10 protein-coding genes and 1 riboswitch are annotated in these 18,180 nt (G+C 53.6%); of the genes, 6 read left to right on the top strand and 4 right to left on the bottom strand.

The genetic code is table 11. The features are described from left to right. Nucleotides 1-74 precede the first annotated feature (74 nt). The gene (locus IPN95_21490) at nucleotides 75-1,652 is read right to left on the bottom strand and encodes a hypothetical protein (protein ID MBK9451940.1); all 1,578 of its coding nucleotides are present in this window, start codon (nucleotides 1,650-1,652) and stop codon (nucleotides 75-77) included. 451 nt (nucleotides 1,653-2,103) lie between these two features. On the opposite strand from IPN95_21490, the gene IPN95_21485 reads away from it, so the two are divergent. Further along, on the top strand, nucleotides 2,104-3,657 hold the full coding sequence (locus IPN95_21485; protein ID MBK9451939.1) for an amino acid permease: 1,554 nt from the start codon (nucleotides 2,104-2,106) through the stop codon (nucleotides 3,655-3,657). Between the two features lie 84 nt (nucleotides 3,658-3,741). Here the strand turns inward: IPN95_21485 and IPN95_21480 are convergent, their stop codons facing one another. The 3 genes from IPN95_21480 to IPN95_21470 all read right to left on the bottom strand — a co-directional run bounded on the left by IPN95_21480 (nucleotide 3,742) and on the right by IPN95_21470 (nucleotide 6,363). Next, entirely contained in the window at nucleotides 3,742-4,932 is a 1,191-nt protein-coding gene (locus IPN95_21480; protein ID MBK9451938.1) for a T9SS type A sorting domain-containing protein, read from the bottom strand. A 223-nt stretch (nucleotides 4,933-5,155) separates the two neighbouring features. Next, nucleotides 5,156-5,367: riboswitch (cobalamin riboswitch) on the bottom strand. A 106-nt stretch (nucleotides 5,368-5,473) separates the two neighbouring features. Beyond that, entirely contained in the window at nucleotides 5,474-5,869 is a 396-nt protein-coding gene (locus tag IPN95_21475) for a hypothetical protein (GenBank protein MBK9451937.1), read from the bottom strand. Continuing rightward, on the bottom strand, nucleotides 5,866-6,363 hold the full coding sequence (locus IPN95_21470) for a hypothetical protein (protein ID MBK9451936.1): 498 nt from the start codon (nucleotides 6,361-6,363) through the stop codon (nucleotides 5,866-5,868). The genes IPN95_21475 and IPN95_21470 overlap by 4 nt, the downstream gene beginning before the upstream one ends. A 308-nt stretch (nucleotides 6,364-6,671) precedes the next feature. Between IPN95_21470 and IPN95_21465 the strand changes: the two genes are divergently transcribed. Genes IPN95_21465 through IPN95_21445 form a run of 5 tightly spaced genes read left to right on the top strand, consistent with a single transcriptional unit; the run spans nucleotide 6,672 to nucleotide 17,883 of the window. Next, on the top strand, nucleotides 6,672-7,229 hold the full coding sequence (locus tag IPN95_21465) for a hypothetical protein (GenBank protein MBK9451935.1): 558 nt from the start codon (nucleotides 6,672-6,674) through the stop codon (nucleotides 7,227-7,229). Nucleotides 7,230-7,236: 7 nt separating this feature from the next. Next, complete coding sequence (locus IPN95_21460) at nucleotides 7,237-15,192, top strand: HYR domain-containing protein (protein ID MBK9451934.1); 7,956 nt, start codon at nucleotides 7,237-7,239, stop codon at nucleotides 15,190-15,192. Then, nucleotides 15,137-17,248, top strand: a complete 2,112-nt coding sequence (locus IPN95_21455) for a SprB repeat-containing protein (GenBank protein MBK9451933.1) — start codon at nucleotides 15,137-15,139, stop codon at nucleotides 17,246-17,248. The genes IPN95_21460 and IPN95_21455 overlap by 56 nt, the downstream gene beginning before the upstream one ends. Beyond that, complete coding sequence (locus tag IPN95_21450) at nucleotides 17,205-17,531, top strand: hypothetical protein (protein MBK9451932.1); 327 nt, start codon at nucleotides 17,205-17,207, stop codon at nucleotides 17,529-17,531. The genes IPN95_21455 and IPN95_21450 overlap by 44 nt, the downstream gene beginning before the upstream one ends. Further along, nucleotides 17,461-17,883: a T9SS type A sorting domain-containing protein gene (locus IPN95_21445; GenBank protein ID MBK9451931.1), complete on the top strand. Its 423-nt coding sequence runs from the start codon at nucleotides 17,461-17,463 to the stop codon at nucleotides 17,881-17,883. The genes IPN95_21450 and IPN95_21445 overlap by 71 nt, the downstream gene beginning before the upstream one ends. The last annotated feature ends 297 nt before the right edge of the window (nucleotides 17,884-18,180 follow it).

Raw genomic sequence — 18,180 nt, 5'->3', positions numbered from 1 at the left:
AACGTATGCGTTGGTTTCGGATTCTATTCCATCAATCGATCAATAAACCTTTGAATGGCCAATCATCAAAAGTCTTAATGGGTTTTAGATCGATTGAGAAACATTTTCCAACTCCTTGTCACTGAACCTTGGAAGCCAATTCTTTTTAGGATTCCCGGCATTATCTCGTAACCAACATTCCCTCCATCTGGGCTTGGTTTCATTGGCTTTATCCCCTCCACAAAATCCTCATAGCTCATGCTTTGATGGAACGTGGTAAAGGCAATTCGCTCTTCTGCGACATGCTTCTCAAAGATACGTTTCATCTCTGTTCGATTTTTTGGATCGTAGGCTATCCCCAAGATTTCCAAGGCTTTGTTGATGGTGTTGTAGGTTTTTCCGGTGCCGGGCGGGCCGTAGAGGATTTGGTTGACGGGGGAATTGGTGTTCATTTTTCTGACCGTAGAATCTATTTCAGTATTCGATTTTCCAAAAGCTGCTCTCAGGTAGGCCTCCAAAAGACTGGAATGGGTGGCGATTTCAAAAAGCGTTTGGTTGTGATGGATGCGGTATTGTGACTTTTCCTGTTGTGGTGCATATTCACGGCATCCTTCGATCCAAATATTCTCCAATTCCGGAAGATTCGTCGCAAGTCGATCGTCAATTGAGATCGTTTGGAACACCGCCGAAGTACCAGCGCCTGCAAATGGCTCGGTATGCAAGATTGTAACAACCGCAGATACTTCCGCCTTATTTGCCTGATCGATCATCAAGCCGATCTTCTTTCCTGCGTAGATGACTAAAACCAGCCTCCCATTGAGACTGACTGAGATACTGCCTTTGTCTTGCTTTCGCATCGCAATGGCCAATTTCTCGTTGCTGGCATCCAACTGCAGTTGCGTTAATAAGGTGCCCAAAAAGCGAAAAAACGTTGCGATAGAAAATTCATCCCCAATTGACTGAAACCGCCGAATAATCTCTCGATCAAGTCCTTGGATCCCATCTTCCTCCGCATCCTCCTGATCCAACATCACATACAAGATATTCTGCGCCAACAAAAGATGATTTGGATCCTGATAGGCCGTTGGAGGTACCAATTCGGCCATCAAATCCAGCAATTCTTGGTCGGATTCAATGTAAAGGGAAATGAAATCCTGAAGTAGGGCTAGGTAATGGGCGTATTTCTCGCCTTTTCCTTTGGGCGCGACGCCGAGCAGCGTGCAAAACTTGTCGTAGAAGGACGCTTTGTAAATCGGATACTTGTCGGGATTGTGAAAGGCGAGCAACAATCCGGCCATCCGCTCGTCCTGATGATGGCCCTTCTTTTCATCGGTTTTGATTTCACCGTATAGCGCAAAGGTGGCTTGATCGTAGGCACGAATTCGCTCGGAAAGGGGGCGGTTTTCATCGAATAATCCTTGGATACAGGACCGTAAGCGCTCGGGTTCTTCCTTTGACAAATGCCTCAAAACAGCTAGAGCCACGCCATACGGCAGATTTTTGAAATCTACGGAACGCACTTCCTGCCCAAAATCAGTTGCTTCTACGTCCGGCCGCCCTTTGAATTTGCCGATCAAATCCCATTTGTAGAGCTCGTCCATCAAGCCGTGTTCTCGCAAATGTTGCTTGTAGCGGGTGATCAGGTCGAGTAAGGCCGGTTGATTCTTTTCCATAGGGCCCAAGCTAACAAATTCTGGAAGAAGCGTGGGCTTCAGTGGCTAATTTTCCATTGATTCAGATGCTGAAAATTCCCTCGTCGAGAATCCTTCCGCGCCAAACGCAATCGGAATTCCTCCCAATGCCATTTACAGAAGCCCGAAAACCATTCGCCTACGGCTCCCGGATCATGCGAAATTCATTTTCCAGTGCAAAGTACGCAAGCAGTCACTTCTAGCGCTCGAAGGATGCACCGGCGGAGGAGCCGCATAATAGGTTGGCAATTTGCCGTTCATTGGCGCGCGGGCAGACCATTAGCTTGCGCTGTCCGTATGAACGTTCCTTTTCCATTTCTCATTTGGCTTCGCCGATCTTCGATTCTCATTTGCTTGCGCGATTTCTCAATTCTCAATTCTCAATTTTCCATTCCCCATTATTCCTCCTATCTTCCCATTCTAAATCGAAGCAATGGCAATTTCTAAGACTTCCGGACCCGGATTGGAGCGGTCCATCACGATGTGGGGCGTTGCCCTGTTGGTCATCAGTTCGATGATCGGATCGGGCGTGTTCAAGAAAATTTCCGGCATGTCCCTGTCCCTCGGTTCGCCGGGGCTGGTCATCGCCTGTTGGGCTGCCGCCGGATTGATCACCTTGTTGGGGAGCCTGGCCAATGCGGAAGTCGCCTCCATGTTTCCGGAGGCCGGTGGCCAATACGTTTATTTCAAGCATATTTTCGGCAGATTTTTTGCCTATATCTATGGCTGGACCACCTTTTCCGTCGTGCAAAGTGCGACCATCGCCTCCGTCGGATTTGTATTCGCCGAGTCGCTCAACAGCTTTTTGAAGTTGCCCAATTTGAGCGATAGCCTTCCAACCGGATTGGCGACATGGGGCTTGGAGGGCTTCCAACCCTTCAGCAATCTCACGGTCAAGTTCATTACCATCGGCCTGATCTGGATTTTGGTGATGATCAACATCCGAGGGATCAAAATGGGCAAGATTGTGAGTTCGGTACTTGCCACCACCATCGTGGTGAGTATTGTTTCGATCATCGTCATGTGCTTCGGATTCAGCGGGGGAAGTTTCAAGAACCTGACCCACGTGCCGGAAGGGACGCATTATTACAATGCCATCCACATGCAAGACACCGCCACGGGGATGATGATGGGCCCCGAAACCTTGCATACGGAGGGCGACCACAAGGACTTGAGCCCAGCAGAATTGGCGGTCCATGAGAAATCGGATGTGCCGCCGATCGGGCTGTTTGGGGCATTTTTTGCGGCGATGCTGGCTGCTTTCTGGGCCTACGAAGGTTGGATTTCGATTGGCTATGTCGGAGGCGAAGTCAAGGATGGCGCCAAAAATCTCCCGCGCGGCTTGCTTTGGGGCACGGTCATCGTGACGGCGGTGTACATTTTGGTACAAGCCGCCTACCTGTTTACCGCGCCCATCGAAAAGATTGCCGGTCTCGCAGCCCAACAAAACGTCATCGCCGCCGTCGAAATCCTGAAATGGTTCCTCGGTGGGGCAGGGGCGATGTTTTTGTCGCTGCTGATTCTCTGTTCGACCTTCAATGCGACCAATACTTCCGTCCTCGCGGCCCCGCGCGTGTACTACGCGATGGCCAATGACGGGCTCTTCTTCAAAGGCATCAACGAAGTGCATCCCAAGTTTCATACGCCTTACAAATCCTTGCTGATCCAAGGCGTCTGGGCCTCAGTACTTTGTCTTTCGGGCTCGTTTGACATGCTCACCGACATGCTGATTTTTGCGGCCTTCATTTTCTACGGAGCCGGGGCATGGGGCGTGATTACCCTTCGCCGGAAAATGCCGAATCACCCACGTCCGTTTAAGGTACCGTTGTATCCCGTCGTGCCGATTGTCTTTACTGTATTCAGTGCCGTGTTGGTCGTGAACACGATCTGGGATCAGCCCGTCATGGCAGGCTTGGGCTTGTTGTTGATCGCAACAGGTGTGCCGTTTTACTTTTATTGGAATCGGGAGAATCCTGTAGTGGGTTGATTTTAGCCACGAAGGCACGAAGACACGAAGAATAGCTATCTTCTCTTCGTGTCTTTGTGCCTTCGTGGCTATTTTTCAGCGGAATTACTTGACAGCCTTCACGATTTTCGTCGTCCATACGCGACCGCGGGCAGTCACGCGCACGAGGTAGGTGCCTTGTACAAGTGTGGTCGTTTCCATGGCCCGAACACCATTGGAAGCTATCGATTCCGACATCATGACCCTACCGGTAAGATCCAAAATGTCAATGCGTTCGGCAGGGTAGGGGAGCGACCGCAAGTCGATGTTCAAATGGTTTCCAAATGGCTGTGGGAAGCTTTTGATGGCAACTTCAGCCTCCGTTGAAGGTGTCTCAGAGGTAATTACATAATAATCAGCCGCAATCGCCTCCGGAGAAATTCCGACATCGATGCTGTCGAGCACGACTCCCAATCCATTGTATTCGTAAAGCTTCCCGTAGGTGAAATAGTCCGTTTTGGTCCCATAAAACCTGTGATTGACTTCGTCGTAATCGATTGCCGCAAATTGGCCCGTGACGATGTTGGTATCGGTCAAAGTTTTGGAATTCAGGTCCCAGCCGCCTATTCCTGCGCCAAATCCTGCATACAACTTGTTGGTGTTAAAGACACCGATGCCTGCATTTGCCGACATGTCTACACGGTGATGCTGCAAATCCGCCGTGGCAATATCATAGGTCGAAACAATGCTGTAAGGGCTGAAAAAGTCGATTTGATTGATCGAATACACTTTGCCGCCGTTGATGAAAAGGTCCGTGATCACCCTTCCGTTCGTATCGAGGTCGATTTCCCGCACCAATTGCTGACTTGCCAGAGAGACCACGGCGATTTTTCCGGTGCTTGCGCCAAATCCTTGTGGTACAGCGATATAGGCAGTGTCTTGGGCGGATGCGACGCCCTCGCATTCGCCAGAAATGCCAGGAATCGAAAACAACAAGCTCAAATCGCCCATATCACGGACTTCAAAATTGTCTCCAACGGCGCCGTAGCCCTTGGTCACCAATAGATAATTGAGATGGACACGTGTTTGCCGAACTCCCGGAACCGTCACCATGGCCGTACGTTGATAAGTGTCCAGATTGTAGCAGGCCAAAATACTGTCTGCACAGACGTATGCAAAGCGTTCATGCACCGTTACGTCCTGTACAGAACTCGCGGGAAAGGAATCAAACACGGTGTATTGCCGCGTGAGCAAGTCCCAGGACGCAATCTTAACGATGTTGGAGGGGCCATACACGCCACCATTCGCGATGATCACCTGTGGATGGACCTGTGCTTGTAGGTTTTGGAAATCAGCCCGATACAGGCCGTCAAACAGATTGAAAATAACAATGCCTTCATAACCATTTAAGGATAAATGTTAAAAAAAGGCCCCAGGAAAACGAATATGGAAGCAAACAAGCGAAGCGAGGAAGATGGCGAGGGATACGCAGCCTCTGACGCTTCAAAATGCAGGCTCCACGGCTTTTCTCCCGAAAGCGATGAACCAAACACGCGATGGCAGGTCTTCTGACTCTCCTGGCTTTGGCGCCTTCCCCTCCGCCGAGGCGGAAAGTGGCCTTGATGCCAAAAACTGCAACTCAATGAGCAGCAGCAGGATTACAGCAGCGGGGACTGTCCCGGATTTTCACCGGATTCCCTATTAAAGTCCAAGGTTGCTAGACCAAGGACTACCATTGCACGGCAAATGTAATACTTCGAGACGGAGTTTGAAAATGGGATACGGGGAAACGAAAAGGGCAGGAAAATCAGATTCTTCAGACCGACTTTCCTGCCCTAACGTTAATGTTGGTTGCCCCTCAATCAAAAATGGTGAAGATCGTGCAGTCACAGCTTCCGCCAGTGGAGGCTCCGCCCGTGCTTCCTCCCACTTTGGATTGGTTTTCATTGGTTTTGAAGTAACCCTTGGAACGGATGACGCCGTTGTTGTCGACAGCCTCAAAGGTATGGCGAGTAGCGTCTAGCGTCAGGTGAATCAGGGAATCCAATGCGCCGTTGGCGTTTTCACAAGTGGCGTCCAATTCGGGATTGGGCAATACGCCTTTGTTTTGACCATCGATCCAAAGTGTCCATTCTTCCGACGCGGTACTTTCAGATGTCTGAAAATAGAATTCGCAGGTGGTATTGGCATTGTTACAGGAAAAAAATGCCATCGAGACGGTCATTGCAGCGAACAGGAAAAGGTACTTTCTCATATTCTGAAACCAGTTGAAATTGAACTTGAAACAAAGTTACCTGATCGTCGTCCGTCTTGGTAGCCATTAATTTTGGGACGGTAGATGAGTAAGTTGACGGGCAGCATGAATTCGCCCGGAAAGTATTCCATAATCGGATAAAAAGTGAGCTTGGCGGCCGTCATTTCACTCGAAAAAGGGCTGAGGAATGGTGCATTTCTTACACCCACATTTACGGAATCCATTGGAACCCAAGCTGCCAAGGTTGGTATTCCAGCGTTGCATGGCATCCTCTGCATCACCGCAGGAAAGTGGCCTATGGGAGCGCCAAGGCTAAGATATTGGTAATTTTTCGCCGAATTGCCACGTTGTGACGCGTAGCGTTGGATGACCGTTTTGGATAAAATGACCTTTCTTGTTGGTATCGGGCTCTTTTTAATGTCCGATCGCGTCCATGTTGGCACATTTTGAAACAATTTTATCGGGATCGTTGGATAAGATTTTTTGGAAATCACAAAAATTCTTACTTAGTTTCCATCATCAATCTGCAACTGGCATTGCAGATTGAAATACGGAATCAAGGATAGGGCGATTTGGACATGTTTGGAGCGAATTGTTGAAATTCATTTTTTGACGACTGCATTGCAAATGCATTTTGTTTGAATCGTTCTGCCCCGAAAAGTCATTGGAAAACCAAAACCCGAGTACTATGGAATTATCTAGAAAATTTATTGGTTCGAAGCAGCTTCTACGTACCAAGCTTGACCACATTCTAAGATCGGCTGGCAGATGGCAAATAGGCCTATTGCTGGTGATTTGCACGTTGGCATCTACCAATGTGTTACTTTCCAAAGGTGTAGTTGCGATGCCATCCCAGAAGTCAGATCGACTGGAAATTCAGATGTTGATCATCCAGCGGTTGGTGGAAGTCGAACGTTTGAATCTTCAAGGGGCGAAGAAAGGCTTGTTGATTTATCAAGTCGATGCAAAGTCAGGTTACTGGTACTTTGACGGGACGGGTTGGATTGCGGTTTCTGGAGAAACCTTGAAGGTGGTAAGGCCGGCACTCAAGCCTGAGGGAAATTGGATTCTGAGTGTGCCGGGTGGACAAGAAATCGAAGTGCTTGCTCCGATGACAAGGATTGGTGCGGAAACGCATTCGTCAAACGGCAGGGAGTATGATTTTACGGCCCAGATAACCATTCGGGAAGGTCGTGAGGCTGCTTTTGCTTCACGCGTTCGCAGTATTTATCCACAGCTCTCGGCATTGGAAATCTCCGGAACCAGGGTGCGTGCCACATTTTTGAAGGAAACTTCGAATGCAGATATCAATTCGTTTTTCAACCTCTTGGGTTGCAATGTTATCCAACCAATCAACTAAGGAAATCATGGAACAATCTACTTTCAGGAAGATGAAGTGGTTGGGCTTTGTGTTGGTCGCACTTTTGTTTGTGCTTCCGACCACTGCCCGGTCACAATGTAATGTGAACACTTCGATCTGCGTCTCAGGAACGGCAGGTCCTTTTAGTTTTGTGGCCAAAGGTCCGGCGGTAAGCACCTGCCTCGACTGGTCCGGGCCCAACGTGGCCTATATCATGCTCAACATTTCGACTTCGGGACCGTTGAACATGCTCATTCAAGGAAATACCTCATCAGGATTTTTGGACGTTGCAGTTTTCAACGTCCCCACTGGCGTTGCACCTTGTACGGCAATCCAGAATACTGCAAATCAGCTCGGTTGTAACTATGCCGCCGCAGCGGGGGGTTGCAACCAATTTGGAACCTTCTATGGTTGTAGTTCCTCGGTTCCTGCCCCTAACGTGGTGGCCGGACAAAACATCATGATCGTCGTGGAGAATTGGAGCGGCTTGCAAGTGGGTAGCCCAACCTCCTTCACACTCAGCCTCGCACCGACAGGGGCGCAGGCAGGCCTTCCCAACGCGACGATTACACCCAGCGGGCCGGTTTGCAACAATACGCCTGCATACCAACTCGTCGCAGCCGATGCAGGTGGCGTTTGGAGTGGTCCAGGCACATCTTCTACAGGTATTTTTACACCTGCCTCTGCTGGCGTCGGAACGCATACGATCAATTACACGGTAGGGGTTTCGCCATGTATTGCCTCTTCGTCCACAACGATCACGGTATATGCAGCACCTGCCACGCCTTTCATCCCACCACAAAATCGTTGCGGTGCAGGTTCCGTGACACTCTCTGGATCGCCAGGCAGTTTGGGGCTGACCTTTAGATGGTACAGTGCAGCTTCGGGAGGCCCCTTGTTATTCACCGGTACCTCCTATACGGCAGTCTATACAGCAACGACCACGGTCTATGTATCACAATACAACCCCACCACAGGATGTGAAAGTGCTAGAGTACCGGTAGTTGTGACGGTAAATTCCCTTTCTACCCAACCAAGTTCGATTGCTGGAACAACGACAATTTGCGCCGGCGGGACAACAACTTTGACTCAGGTAGGCGGAGCATTGGGTACAGGTGCGTCCTACCAATGGTTTTCAGGTGGATGCGCCAGCACATCTGTAGGTACTGGAAATTCAATCATCGTGGCTCCGACAACAACCACGACCTACTTCGTGCGTGCAGCAGGAACTTGCAATACCACGAATTGTGCGTCAATTACAGTAGTCGTAGACCAGTTCACCACCGCCAATGCCGGGCCGAATCAGACGGTGTGCGGTTCTTCGGCGACGTTGGCTGGAAATCTTCCAACCACTGGAACCGGTGTTTGGACCGTGGTTGGTGGAAGCGGTACGATCACGACACCTTCCAATCCAAGCACGACGGTAACCGGCCTTGGGCTTGGCAACACGACCCTTCGTTGGACCTTGTTGAATGGTGTTTGTCCTGATTCGCAGGACGATGTCGTGATCTCACGCGACAACATTCCCCCAAGCATCGCTTGTCCACCCAATCAGAATGTTGCTGGAAGTCCTTGTCTTGCTGTCGTCACTTATTCTGCTCCGAATGCATCGGATAACTGTGCCATTGCCTCCGTGACTTCATCTCCGGCCTCTGGATCGGTATTCGCTTTGGGTACGACAACTGTGGTCGGTGTGGCAACCGACGTCAATGGAAACGCAACAAGCTGCTCATTTACGGTTACAGTCAGCGATGTGACGCCTCCATCCATCAGTTGCCCCGCCAATATTGCCGTGAATGCCTCTCCTGGATTGTGTACAGGTGTAGCAACCTTTGCTGCGCCTTCAGGATCTGATGCTTGTTCAGGGACAACCATATCCCAATTAGGTGGTTTGGGAAGCGGGGCAACCTATAGTCCTGGTATTACAACGAATACCTTCCGCGCAACGGATGCGGCTGGCAATTCCGCCACTTGTTCCTTTACGGTTACAGTCGTGGATAACCAAACGCCAACGATCAACTGCCCTGCAAACATCAACGTCAACGCAGCGAGCGGACTTTGCGCAGCAGCAGTCAGCTATGCTTCTCCGACAATTGCGGACAACTGCCCAGGTGCCACATTGAGCCTTGTTGCAGGTGCTCCAAGCGGTGCATCATTCCCCGTTGGCGTGACTAACAACACATATAGGGTTACCGCTGCGAATGGTGCTACTTCCACGTGTTCCTTCTCGGTAACAGTGGTTGATAACCAAGCGCCCACGATCACTTGTCCCCCCAATCAGAATGTCGTTGGAAGTCCCTGCAATGCTATCGTTACCTATACTTCTCCGAATGCATCGGATAACTGTGCTATTGCCTCCGTGACTTCATCTCCGGCCTCTGGATCGGTATTCGCTTTGGGTACGACCACGGTGGTCGGAGTGGCAACCGACGTCTATGGAAACGCAACAAGCTGCTCATTTACGGTTACAGTCAGCGACGTGACACCTCCATTCATCAGTTGCCCCGCCAATATTGCCGTGAATGCCTCTCCTGGATTGTGTACAGGTGTAGCAACCTTTGCTGCGCCTTCAGGATCTGATGCTTGTTCAGGGACAACCATATCCCAATTAGGTGGTTTGGGAAGCGGAGCAACCTATGGTCCTGGTATTACAACGAATACCTTCCGCGCAACGGATGCGGCTGGCAATTCCGCCACTTGTTCCTTTACGGTTACGGTCGTCGACAACCAAGCGCCAACGATCACTTGTCCTGCGAATATCAGCGTGAATGCCGCTCCTGGCCTCTGCGCTGCGAATGTCACTTATTCGGCCCCGAATGGTACGGATAATTGCCCCGGTGCGACCACGACACAAATCAGTGGGGGAGCAAGCGGTACTTCTTTCCCCGTTGGCGTTACCACGAATGCATTCCGAGTGACTGCCGCCAATGGTGCAACTTCAACCTGTTCCTTCACGGTCTCGGTGATTGACAATCAATTGCCAACGATCACTTGTCCAGCGAATATCAGCGTGAATGCTGCCTCTGGACTCTGTGCGGCGAATGTCACTTTCACTGCCCCGAATGGAACCGACAATTGCCCGGGTGCAACCACCACGCAAATCGCTGGAATCGGTAGCGGAGGTTCCTTCCCCGTTGGCGTGACCACCAATACATTCCGCATTACAGCCGCCAATGGTGCAACAGCCACATGTTCATTCTCGGTAACGGTCGTGGACAATCAGCTTCCAACGATTACATGTCCTGCGAACATTTCCGTGAACAATGTCCCCGGACTTTGCGCTGCGAATGTCACTTATTCGGCCCCAAATGGTACGGACAACTGCTCAGGCGCAACCACGACACAATTCGCGGGCGGTGCAAGCGGGACTTCATTCCCGGTTGGCGTGACTACGAATTCGTTCCGCGTCACAGCAGCAAATGGTGCAACGGCGACCTGCTCCTTCACGGTGACGGTGGTGGATGCCCAATTGCCCACGATTACCTGCCCTGCCAACGTCACCGTCAGCAATGACCCAGGAATCTGCGGCGCGATGGTCAACTATGCAACCCCATCCGGCAGCGACAATTGCACAGGTCAAACCACCGTTCGCACCGCAGGTCTTGCAACAGGTGCTACCTTCCCATTGGGTACGACCACGAACACTTACGTTGTAACCGCCACGAATGGCCAAACTGCAACTTGCAGCTTCACCGTGACGGTCAATTCGGCCGAGATCAACGTCACCGGCAACGCTGTGGCGATTGTGGATGGCGATTTGACCCCTTCGTTGACGGATCATACCGATTTTGGCAACCCATTCCCTGGAGTCCCAGTCACTCGTACCTACACGATCCAAAACAGTGGTTCGATTCCTTTGACGGTGAATACGATCACGATGGGCGGTGCCAATGCAGCGAATTTCACAGTCGGCGGCATCACTTTGCCAGCCACCGTGGCGCCGAGCGGAAGCACCACCTTTACAGTGACCTTCTTGGCCTCGCCACTCGGCGTGTACAATGCAACCGTCTTGATCAACAACAGCGATTGCAACGAAAGTCCGTTTGACTTCGCAGTACGCGGTGAAGTGAGCTGTCAGCCACCTGCATTCAGTAGCTGCCCTGCCAACATTTCAGTGAACGCAGCACTCAACCTTTGCACGCAAGTGGTCACCTACGCACCTGTGGTTACAGGCGCGCCGACTCCGACACTTGCCTATACACTCACGGGCGCAACTACAGGTTCGGGTTCAGGTACGGGTTCCGGCTCGGCCTTCAACGGCGGCGTCACCACGGTCACCATTACCGCGACCAATCCTTGTGGAGCGGCAACTTGCGTTTTCACAGTTACCGTGATCGATACCCAATCTCCGGTTTTGAGTGGAGTTCCTGCGAATGCGACCGTGTCTTGTGACAATATCCCAGCACCCGCCAACGTCACCGCAACCGACAATTGTCCAGGTCTTGGGGCAGTCGATTTCACACAAGTGGTCGGTGGTGCTCCGCTGAATGGACTTTTGACACAATGGCTGTTCAATGAAGGTGCTGGAACCACCACCGCCGACGCATCAGGTAACGGCAATACCGGAACACTCAGCCCTGGCGTGAGCTGGACGCCTGGAATGAACGGCACCGCTGTGACCTTCCCTGGAACTGGCAACGATTACGTTGAATTCCCCAACGGCACGGGTGGTCCTTTGGATGCGCCAAATTCGATTTCGCTGTTTGCAAGGTACTGGCCTGGAACGAATGGTTCTGTGCAAATGCCGATTATACAATACAACCCCGGCGGATGGGGCGTTCACTTGTGGCAAACCGGCCCCAATCAATTGTTTGTGAGGTTTACCGTACGTGGTTCGCTCGCATTTACCACTGCGTTGGCTGCGAATGTCCTTGTCCCGAATACGTGGAACTGTGTGGGCGCAACCTACGATTACAATTCCGGCATGGCCAATCTCTGGCACAATGGCGTCAATGTCGCTTCCTTGAACATCGGCCAAATCCAACTTGCCACCAACCACCCCTTGAGAATTGGCAGTGTGGACTTTGACGGTAGGCGCACGAATGGCAAGGTTGAGAATGCATTGATCTACGACAGAGCCTTGAACTCAACGGAAGTTGGAAACCTTTGCGACAATGGATCCTGCCCGCAGAACTACCAGATTACCCGCAATTGGACGGTGACGGACGGCAGCGGAAATACCGCAAGTGCTGGACAAACCATTACGGTGCAGGATGTTACGCCTCCGGTAGTTACTTGTCCTGCGAATGTCAGCGTAAACACCACGCTCAATCAATGCGGTGCCGCTGTCAGCTTCCAAGCAACTGCCACCGACAATTGCGCGAATGTGGTCACCGTCACCCAGGCACCTGCGTCGGGTTCCATCTTCAGTGTCGGAACGACCAATGTGGCTGTCACGGCTGCGGACCAATGCGGCAATACTTCTACCTGCAGCTTCACGGTTACGGTAAATGATGTCCAAGCCCCGAATGCCATCTGCCAGCCAGTAACGGTTCAGTTGAACAGCGCTGGAAACGGAAGTACTTCTGCTTCAGCGGTCAACAACGGTTCGAATGATGCTTGCGGAATCGCCTCCATGACCCTGAACAACAGCAGCTTCACTTGCGCAAATGTCGGAGCAAACACGGTGATCCTCACCGTAACCGACGTCAACGGCAACAGCAGTACTTGTTCGGCAGCCGTCACGGTGCAGGATAACATTGCGCCGATCGCGCTTTGCCAGCCTGTTACAGTCAACTTGAACAACGCCGGCAACGGCAGCACCGCAGCCTCGGCAGTCAACAACGGCAGCAGCGACGCTTGCGGAATCGCCACCACCACGCTGAACAACAGCAGCTTTACTTGCGCCAACGTTGCGGGTCCCAACACGGTGATCCTCACCGTGACCGACGTCAACGGCAACAGCAGCACCTGCTCGGCTAGCGTGATGGTTCAGGACAACGTTGCGCCAATCGCGCTTTGCCAGCCTGTCATGGTCCAATTGAACAGCGCCGGCAACGGCAGCACGACAGCCTCGGCAGTCAACAACGGCAGCAGCGACGCTTGCGGAATCGCGACCACCACGCTGAACAACAGCAGCTTCACCTGCGCCAACGTCGGAGCCAACACGGTAATCCTCACCGTCACCGACGTCAACGGCAACAGCAGCACTTGCTCGGCTAGCGTGACTGTTCAGGACAATGTCGCTCCAGTGGCCCTTTGCCAGAGCGTGACGATCAACCTGGCAAGCAGCGGCAGCCAGACGGTTGCAGCAAGCAGCATCAACAACGGCAGCAATGACGCCTGCGGTATCGTAAGCACGTCGCTGAACCCGAACACATTCACATGCGACGACTTGGGCGTGAACAACGTGACCTTGACGGTGACGGACGTGAACGGCAACAGCAGCACTTGTGCGGCGACGGTGACGGTGACCAACGATCCGTTGGTGGCTACCACTTCGAGCCCGACTGTTGCTTGCGGTTACAACGTGACCTGCAATGGTGCCACCAACGGCAGCGCAACGGTCGCCACGACCGGCGGATGCTTGGGTTACACCTATCTCTGGAGCAACGGTCAGACGACCGCAACTGCAACAGGATTGGGTGCAGGCACCTACTCGGTGACGGTGACCGACCTAAACGGCACGACGACAACTGCGTTGGTGACACTCACCGAGCCTGCCTTGTTGACGAGCGCCACGACGAGCCCGACCTATCAGGGCGGCTGGAACGTGAGCTGCAACGGTGCAACTGACGGCAGCATCGACTTGACGGTTGGCGGCGGCGCAAGCTGCTTGGCTTACACCTATCTCTGGAGCAACGGTGCCACGACCGAGGACTTGTCCAACATCGGTGCCGGCACCTACACCGTGACGGCAACCGATGCCAATGGCTGCGTGACCACGTCGAGCATCACATTGACCGAACCCGCAACGCTTGCTACAACCTTGATTCCGCAAGTCTACCAAGGCGGCTGGAACATTTCCTGCAACGGTGCTGCTGATGGTTCGATCTTCGCAAATACCAATGGTGGAACACCTGCCTTCATTTACGCTTGGAGCAACGGTGCAACCACGCAATTGATCAGCGGCCTGACCGCAGGCACATACACGGTGACGGTCACCGACGCCAATGGCTGCTTCATCGTTCAGTCCATCACCTTGACCGAGCCACCTTTGATGACCGACGCGATCAGCGCCTTGGTACGCAGCTGCGGCTACAATGTGAGCTGCAACGGTGCAACTGACGGCAGCATCGACTATACGGTAACGGGCGGAACGGCGCCATATAGCTACAACTGGAGCAACGGCGCGACCACGGAAGACATCAGCGGCTTGGCCGCAGGTACGTATTCTGTGACCGCAACCGATCGCAACGGTTGTACTACAAGCAGCACGATCACGTTGACCGAGCCTGCTTTGTTGACGGCCAATATTGTTCTTGGAACATATATCTGCGGCACGAATGTGAGCTGCAATGGAGCAAGCGACGGTAGCGCCACAGTAAACGTCGCTGGCGGCTGCGGTCCATATACCTATACATGGAGCACGCTGGGAACCTCTGCTTCGATCAACGGACTTCCTGCCATTGCAGTTGCGGTGACGGTAACCGACGCCAACGGATGTCAGGCTTTTGCTTCGGATGAGTTGATTGAGCCCGCCTTGTTGGTCAGCTCTGGCGTTCCCGCAACGTATGTCTGCGGAACCAACGTCTCTTGCAACGGCGCGAATGACGGAAGCATCAACTTGACGGTGACCGGCGGTGCAAGCTGCGTCGCTTACACATACCTCTGGAGCAACGGTGCAACCACCGAAGACGTGAGCAATTTGACCGCTGGCAACTACAGCGTCACCATCACCGATGCGAACGGCTGTTCAACCAGCTCGAGCTTCACGCTCACCGAGCCAGCCTTGTTGGTCAGCAGCGGTGTTGCCGCAACCTTATGTCTGCGGAACGAATGTCTCTTGCAACGGCGCCAATGACGGCAGCATCAACTTGACGGTCACTGGCGGTGCAAGCTGCACAGCCTACACCTTCAACTGGAGCAACGGCGCAACCACCGAAGACGTCAGCAACCTGCGTGCTGGAACGTACACGGTGACGGTGACCGATGCCAACGGCTGCAGCACGACAAGCAGCTTCACGCTCACCGAGCCAGCCTTGTTGGTCAGCTCCGGCGTAGCCGCAACCTATGTCTGCGGAACGAACGTCTCTTGCAACGGTGCCAATGACGGTTCGATCAACTTGACGGTCACCGGCGGTGCAAGCTGCACAGCCTACACCTTCAACTGGAGCAACGGCGCAACGACAGAGGACGTCAGCGGTCTCACCGCAGGCAACTACAGCGTCACCATCACCGACGCCAACGGTTGCAGCACAAGCAGCAGCTTCACGCTCACCGAGCCTGACCAACTGCGTGTACAGTCGATCACCTCTGCAACCTTCGAATGCGGCTACAACATCAGCTGCAACGGGGCAAGCGACGGTTCGATCAACCTGACACCTGACGGCGGTGCAAACTGCGTGGCTTACAGCTACAACTGGAGCAACGGTGCGACGACCGAGGACCTCAGCGGCCTGACCGCCGGCACCTACAGTGTCACGGTCACCGACGCCAACGGTTGCAGCACCACCGCAAGCATCACGCTCACCGAGCCTGCCTTGCTGCAAAGCAGCGGCATCGCAGCAACCTATGCTTGCGGAACGAATGTCTCCTGCAACGGCGCCAATGACGGTTCGATCAACCTGACCGCCACCGGCGGCGCAGATTGCAGGGCCTACACCTTCAACTGGAGCAACGGCGCGACGACCGAGGATGTCTCCGGCCTGACCGCCGGCACATACAGCGTCACGGTGACCGACGCCAACGGTTGCAGCACGACCTCGAGCTTCACACTCACCGAACCTGCTCTCCTCCAAAGCAGCGGCGTGGCAGCAACTTATGTCTGCGGCACGAACGTGTCTTGCAACGGTGCAAGCGACGGCAGCATCAACCTGACCGCCACCGGCGGCGCAACCTGTGCAGCCTACAGCTACGCCTGGAGCAACGGTGCGACCACCGAGGACATCAGCGGCTTGACCGCGGGAACCTACACGGTGACAGTGACCGACGTGAACGGCTGCAGCACGACCTCGACCTTCACCCTGACACAGCCTGCTGTGTTGGAGAAGACGAACTTCAGCAGCCCGACCTTTGCTTGCGGCTACAACATCAGCTGCAACGGGGGCAACAACGGCGCGATCAACCTGGATGTGACCGGCGGCGCGTCTTGCGTGGCCTACACCTACATCTGGAGCGACGGTGCAACGACCGAAGACCGTACGGGCCTGAGCGCAGGCTTCTATTCGGTGACGGTGACCGACGCCAACGGCTGTTCATTCACCGACGGCATCACCCTGACCGAGCCTGCCTTGTTGACGGTGGCGATCTCCAGCCCGGTACAGGTTTGCGGTTACAACATCAGCTGCAACGGCGGCTCTGACGGCATCGTGGCGATGACGGTGGCTGGCGGTGCCTCTTGCACGGGCTACACCTACAACTGGAGCAACGGCGCGACGACCGAGGACCTGACCAACGTCGCTGCGGGCACCTACACGGTGACTGTGACCGACGCAAACGGTTGCGTGGCAACGGGAAGCATCACGCTGACCCAACCTGCACCGCTTGTGATCACCTCAACCCCTGCACTCACCTACGTGGGCGGCTACAACATCCGCTGCTATGGCGAGGCGAATGGTGAGTTCACGGTGAACTGGAACGGCGGCGCATCATGCGTGAACGGAACGGTGACCATCAGCGGTCCGCTGACCATCACGCAGTCTGGCTTGGGCACGACGACGTTCAGCGGCTTGGTTGCCGGCACCTACAGCATCCTGGTGACCGACGCCAATGGTTGCACGACCACAAGCAGCATCACCCTGACGCAGCCTGCGGCTGTGGTCAGCAATGCCGGACCTGATCAGTGTGTACTCTTCGGTTACACGACCAACAACTGTGCGACCCTCGTGGGAACACAAACCGGCGGCGTGGCACCTTAACACGGTTCGCTGGAACGTCGGCAGCTCGACCGGCACACTCGTGGCAAGCACAAGCACCACGACGGTTTGCCCATCGGTGACCACCACGTACTGCTACACGGTGACCGACGCGAACGGCTGTACCTACACCGACTGCATGGTCGTGAATGCGACCGACATCCGCTGCGGAAACAACCTGCAGAAGATTACGATCTGCCACATCCCACCAGGAAATGGCGGCAATCCGCAGACGCTTTGCATCGCTGTGCCAGCTGTGCCTCAGCACATCCCGGGACACGGCTGACTACCTCGGCGCTTGCGGTGCGGTGTCGCCATGTACCAACCTCAAGACCGACGAGCCAAGCAGCGCAGCTGCCGCTCAGGACGGTGGCGAGGCGGAATTGGCAGCCTTCCCGAACCCCTTCAGCAGCATGACCACGGTGCGCTTCAGCCTTCCACAGGATGGCGCAGCGGAGTTGCGTGTGTTCAGCATGACGGGTGAGCAAGTTGCAGTCCTGTTTGACGGAATGGCCGAAGCCAACCGCAACTACGAAGTCGAATGGAAGCCTGAAAACGTCGCTCAAGGCATCTACTTCGCCAAGCTGATCACCAGCAACGGCGAGGTGATGACCAAGAAGCTGGTCTTGAACAGGTAATCAGTTGTCAAAGTGAAAATTGGCAGTCGGAGGTCCCTTTGGGGATAGCCGGCTGCCAATTTGTTTTTGGGGGTGCATTCGTTGGACCTCAGCCATCGAATTTCTTTCTTCAAACTTGCGTTAGAAGTGGGGTGCATGCGTTGGACCTCAGCCATCGAAATTCTTCCTTCAAACTTGCGTTAGAAGTGGGGTGCATGCGTTGGACCTCAGCCATCGAAATTCTTCCTTCAAACTTGCGTTAGAGTGGGGCTTGGACCTCAGCCATCGAGCTTTTTTGTTTCCCCCGAAAATGGCATG

Source organism: Bacteroidota bacterium, assembly GCA_016718825.1.
GTDB lineage: Bacteria > Bacteroidota > Bacteroidia > J057 > JADKCL01 > JADKCL01.
This window is presented reverse-complemented; position numbering and strand designations above follow the sequence as displayed.

Bases quoted from the DNA above. Each gene is read 5' to 3' on its own strand.
- IPN95_21490 (MBK9451940.1), bottom strand. From the start codon at position 1,652: ATGGAAAAGAATCAACCGGCCTTACTCGACCTGATCACCCGCTACAAG.
- IPN95_21445 (MBK9451931.1), top strand. From the start codon at position 17,461: ATGGCGGCAATCCGCAGACGCTTTGCATCGCTGTGCCAGCTGTGCCTC.
- IPN95_21485 (MBK9451939.1), top strand. From the start codon at position 2,104: ATGGCAATTTCTAAGACTTCCGGACCCGGATTGGAGCGGTCCATCACG.
- IPN95_21475 (MBK9451937.1), bottom strand. From the start codon at position 5,869: ATGAGAAAGTACCTTTTCCTGTTCGCTGCAATGACCGTCTCGATGGCA.
- IPN95_21460 (MBK9451934.1), top strand. From the start codon at position 7,237: ATGGAACAATCTACTTTCAGGAAGATGAAGTGGTTGGGCTTTGTGTTG.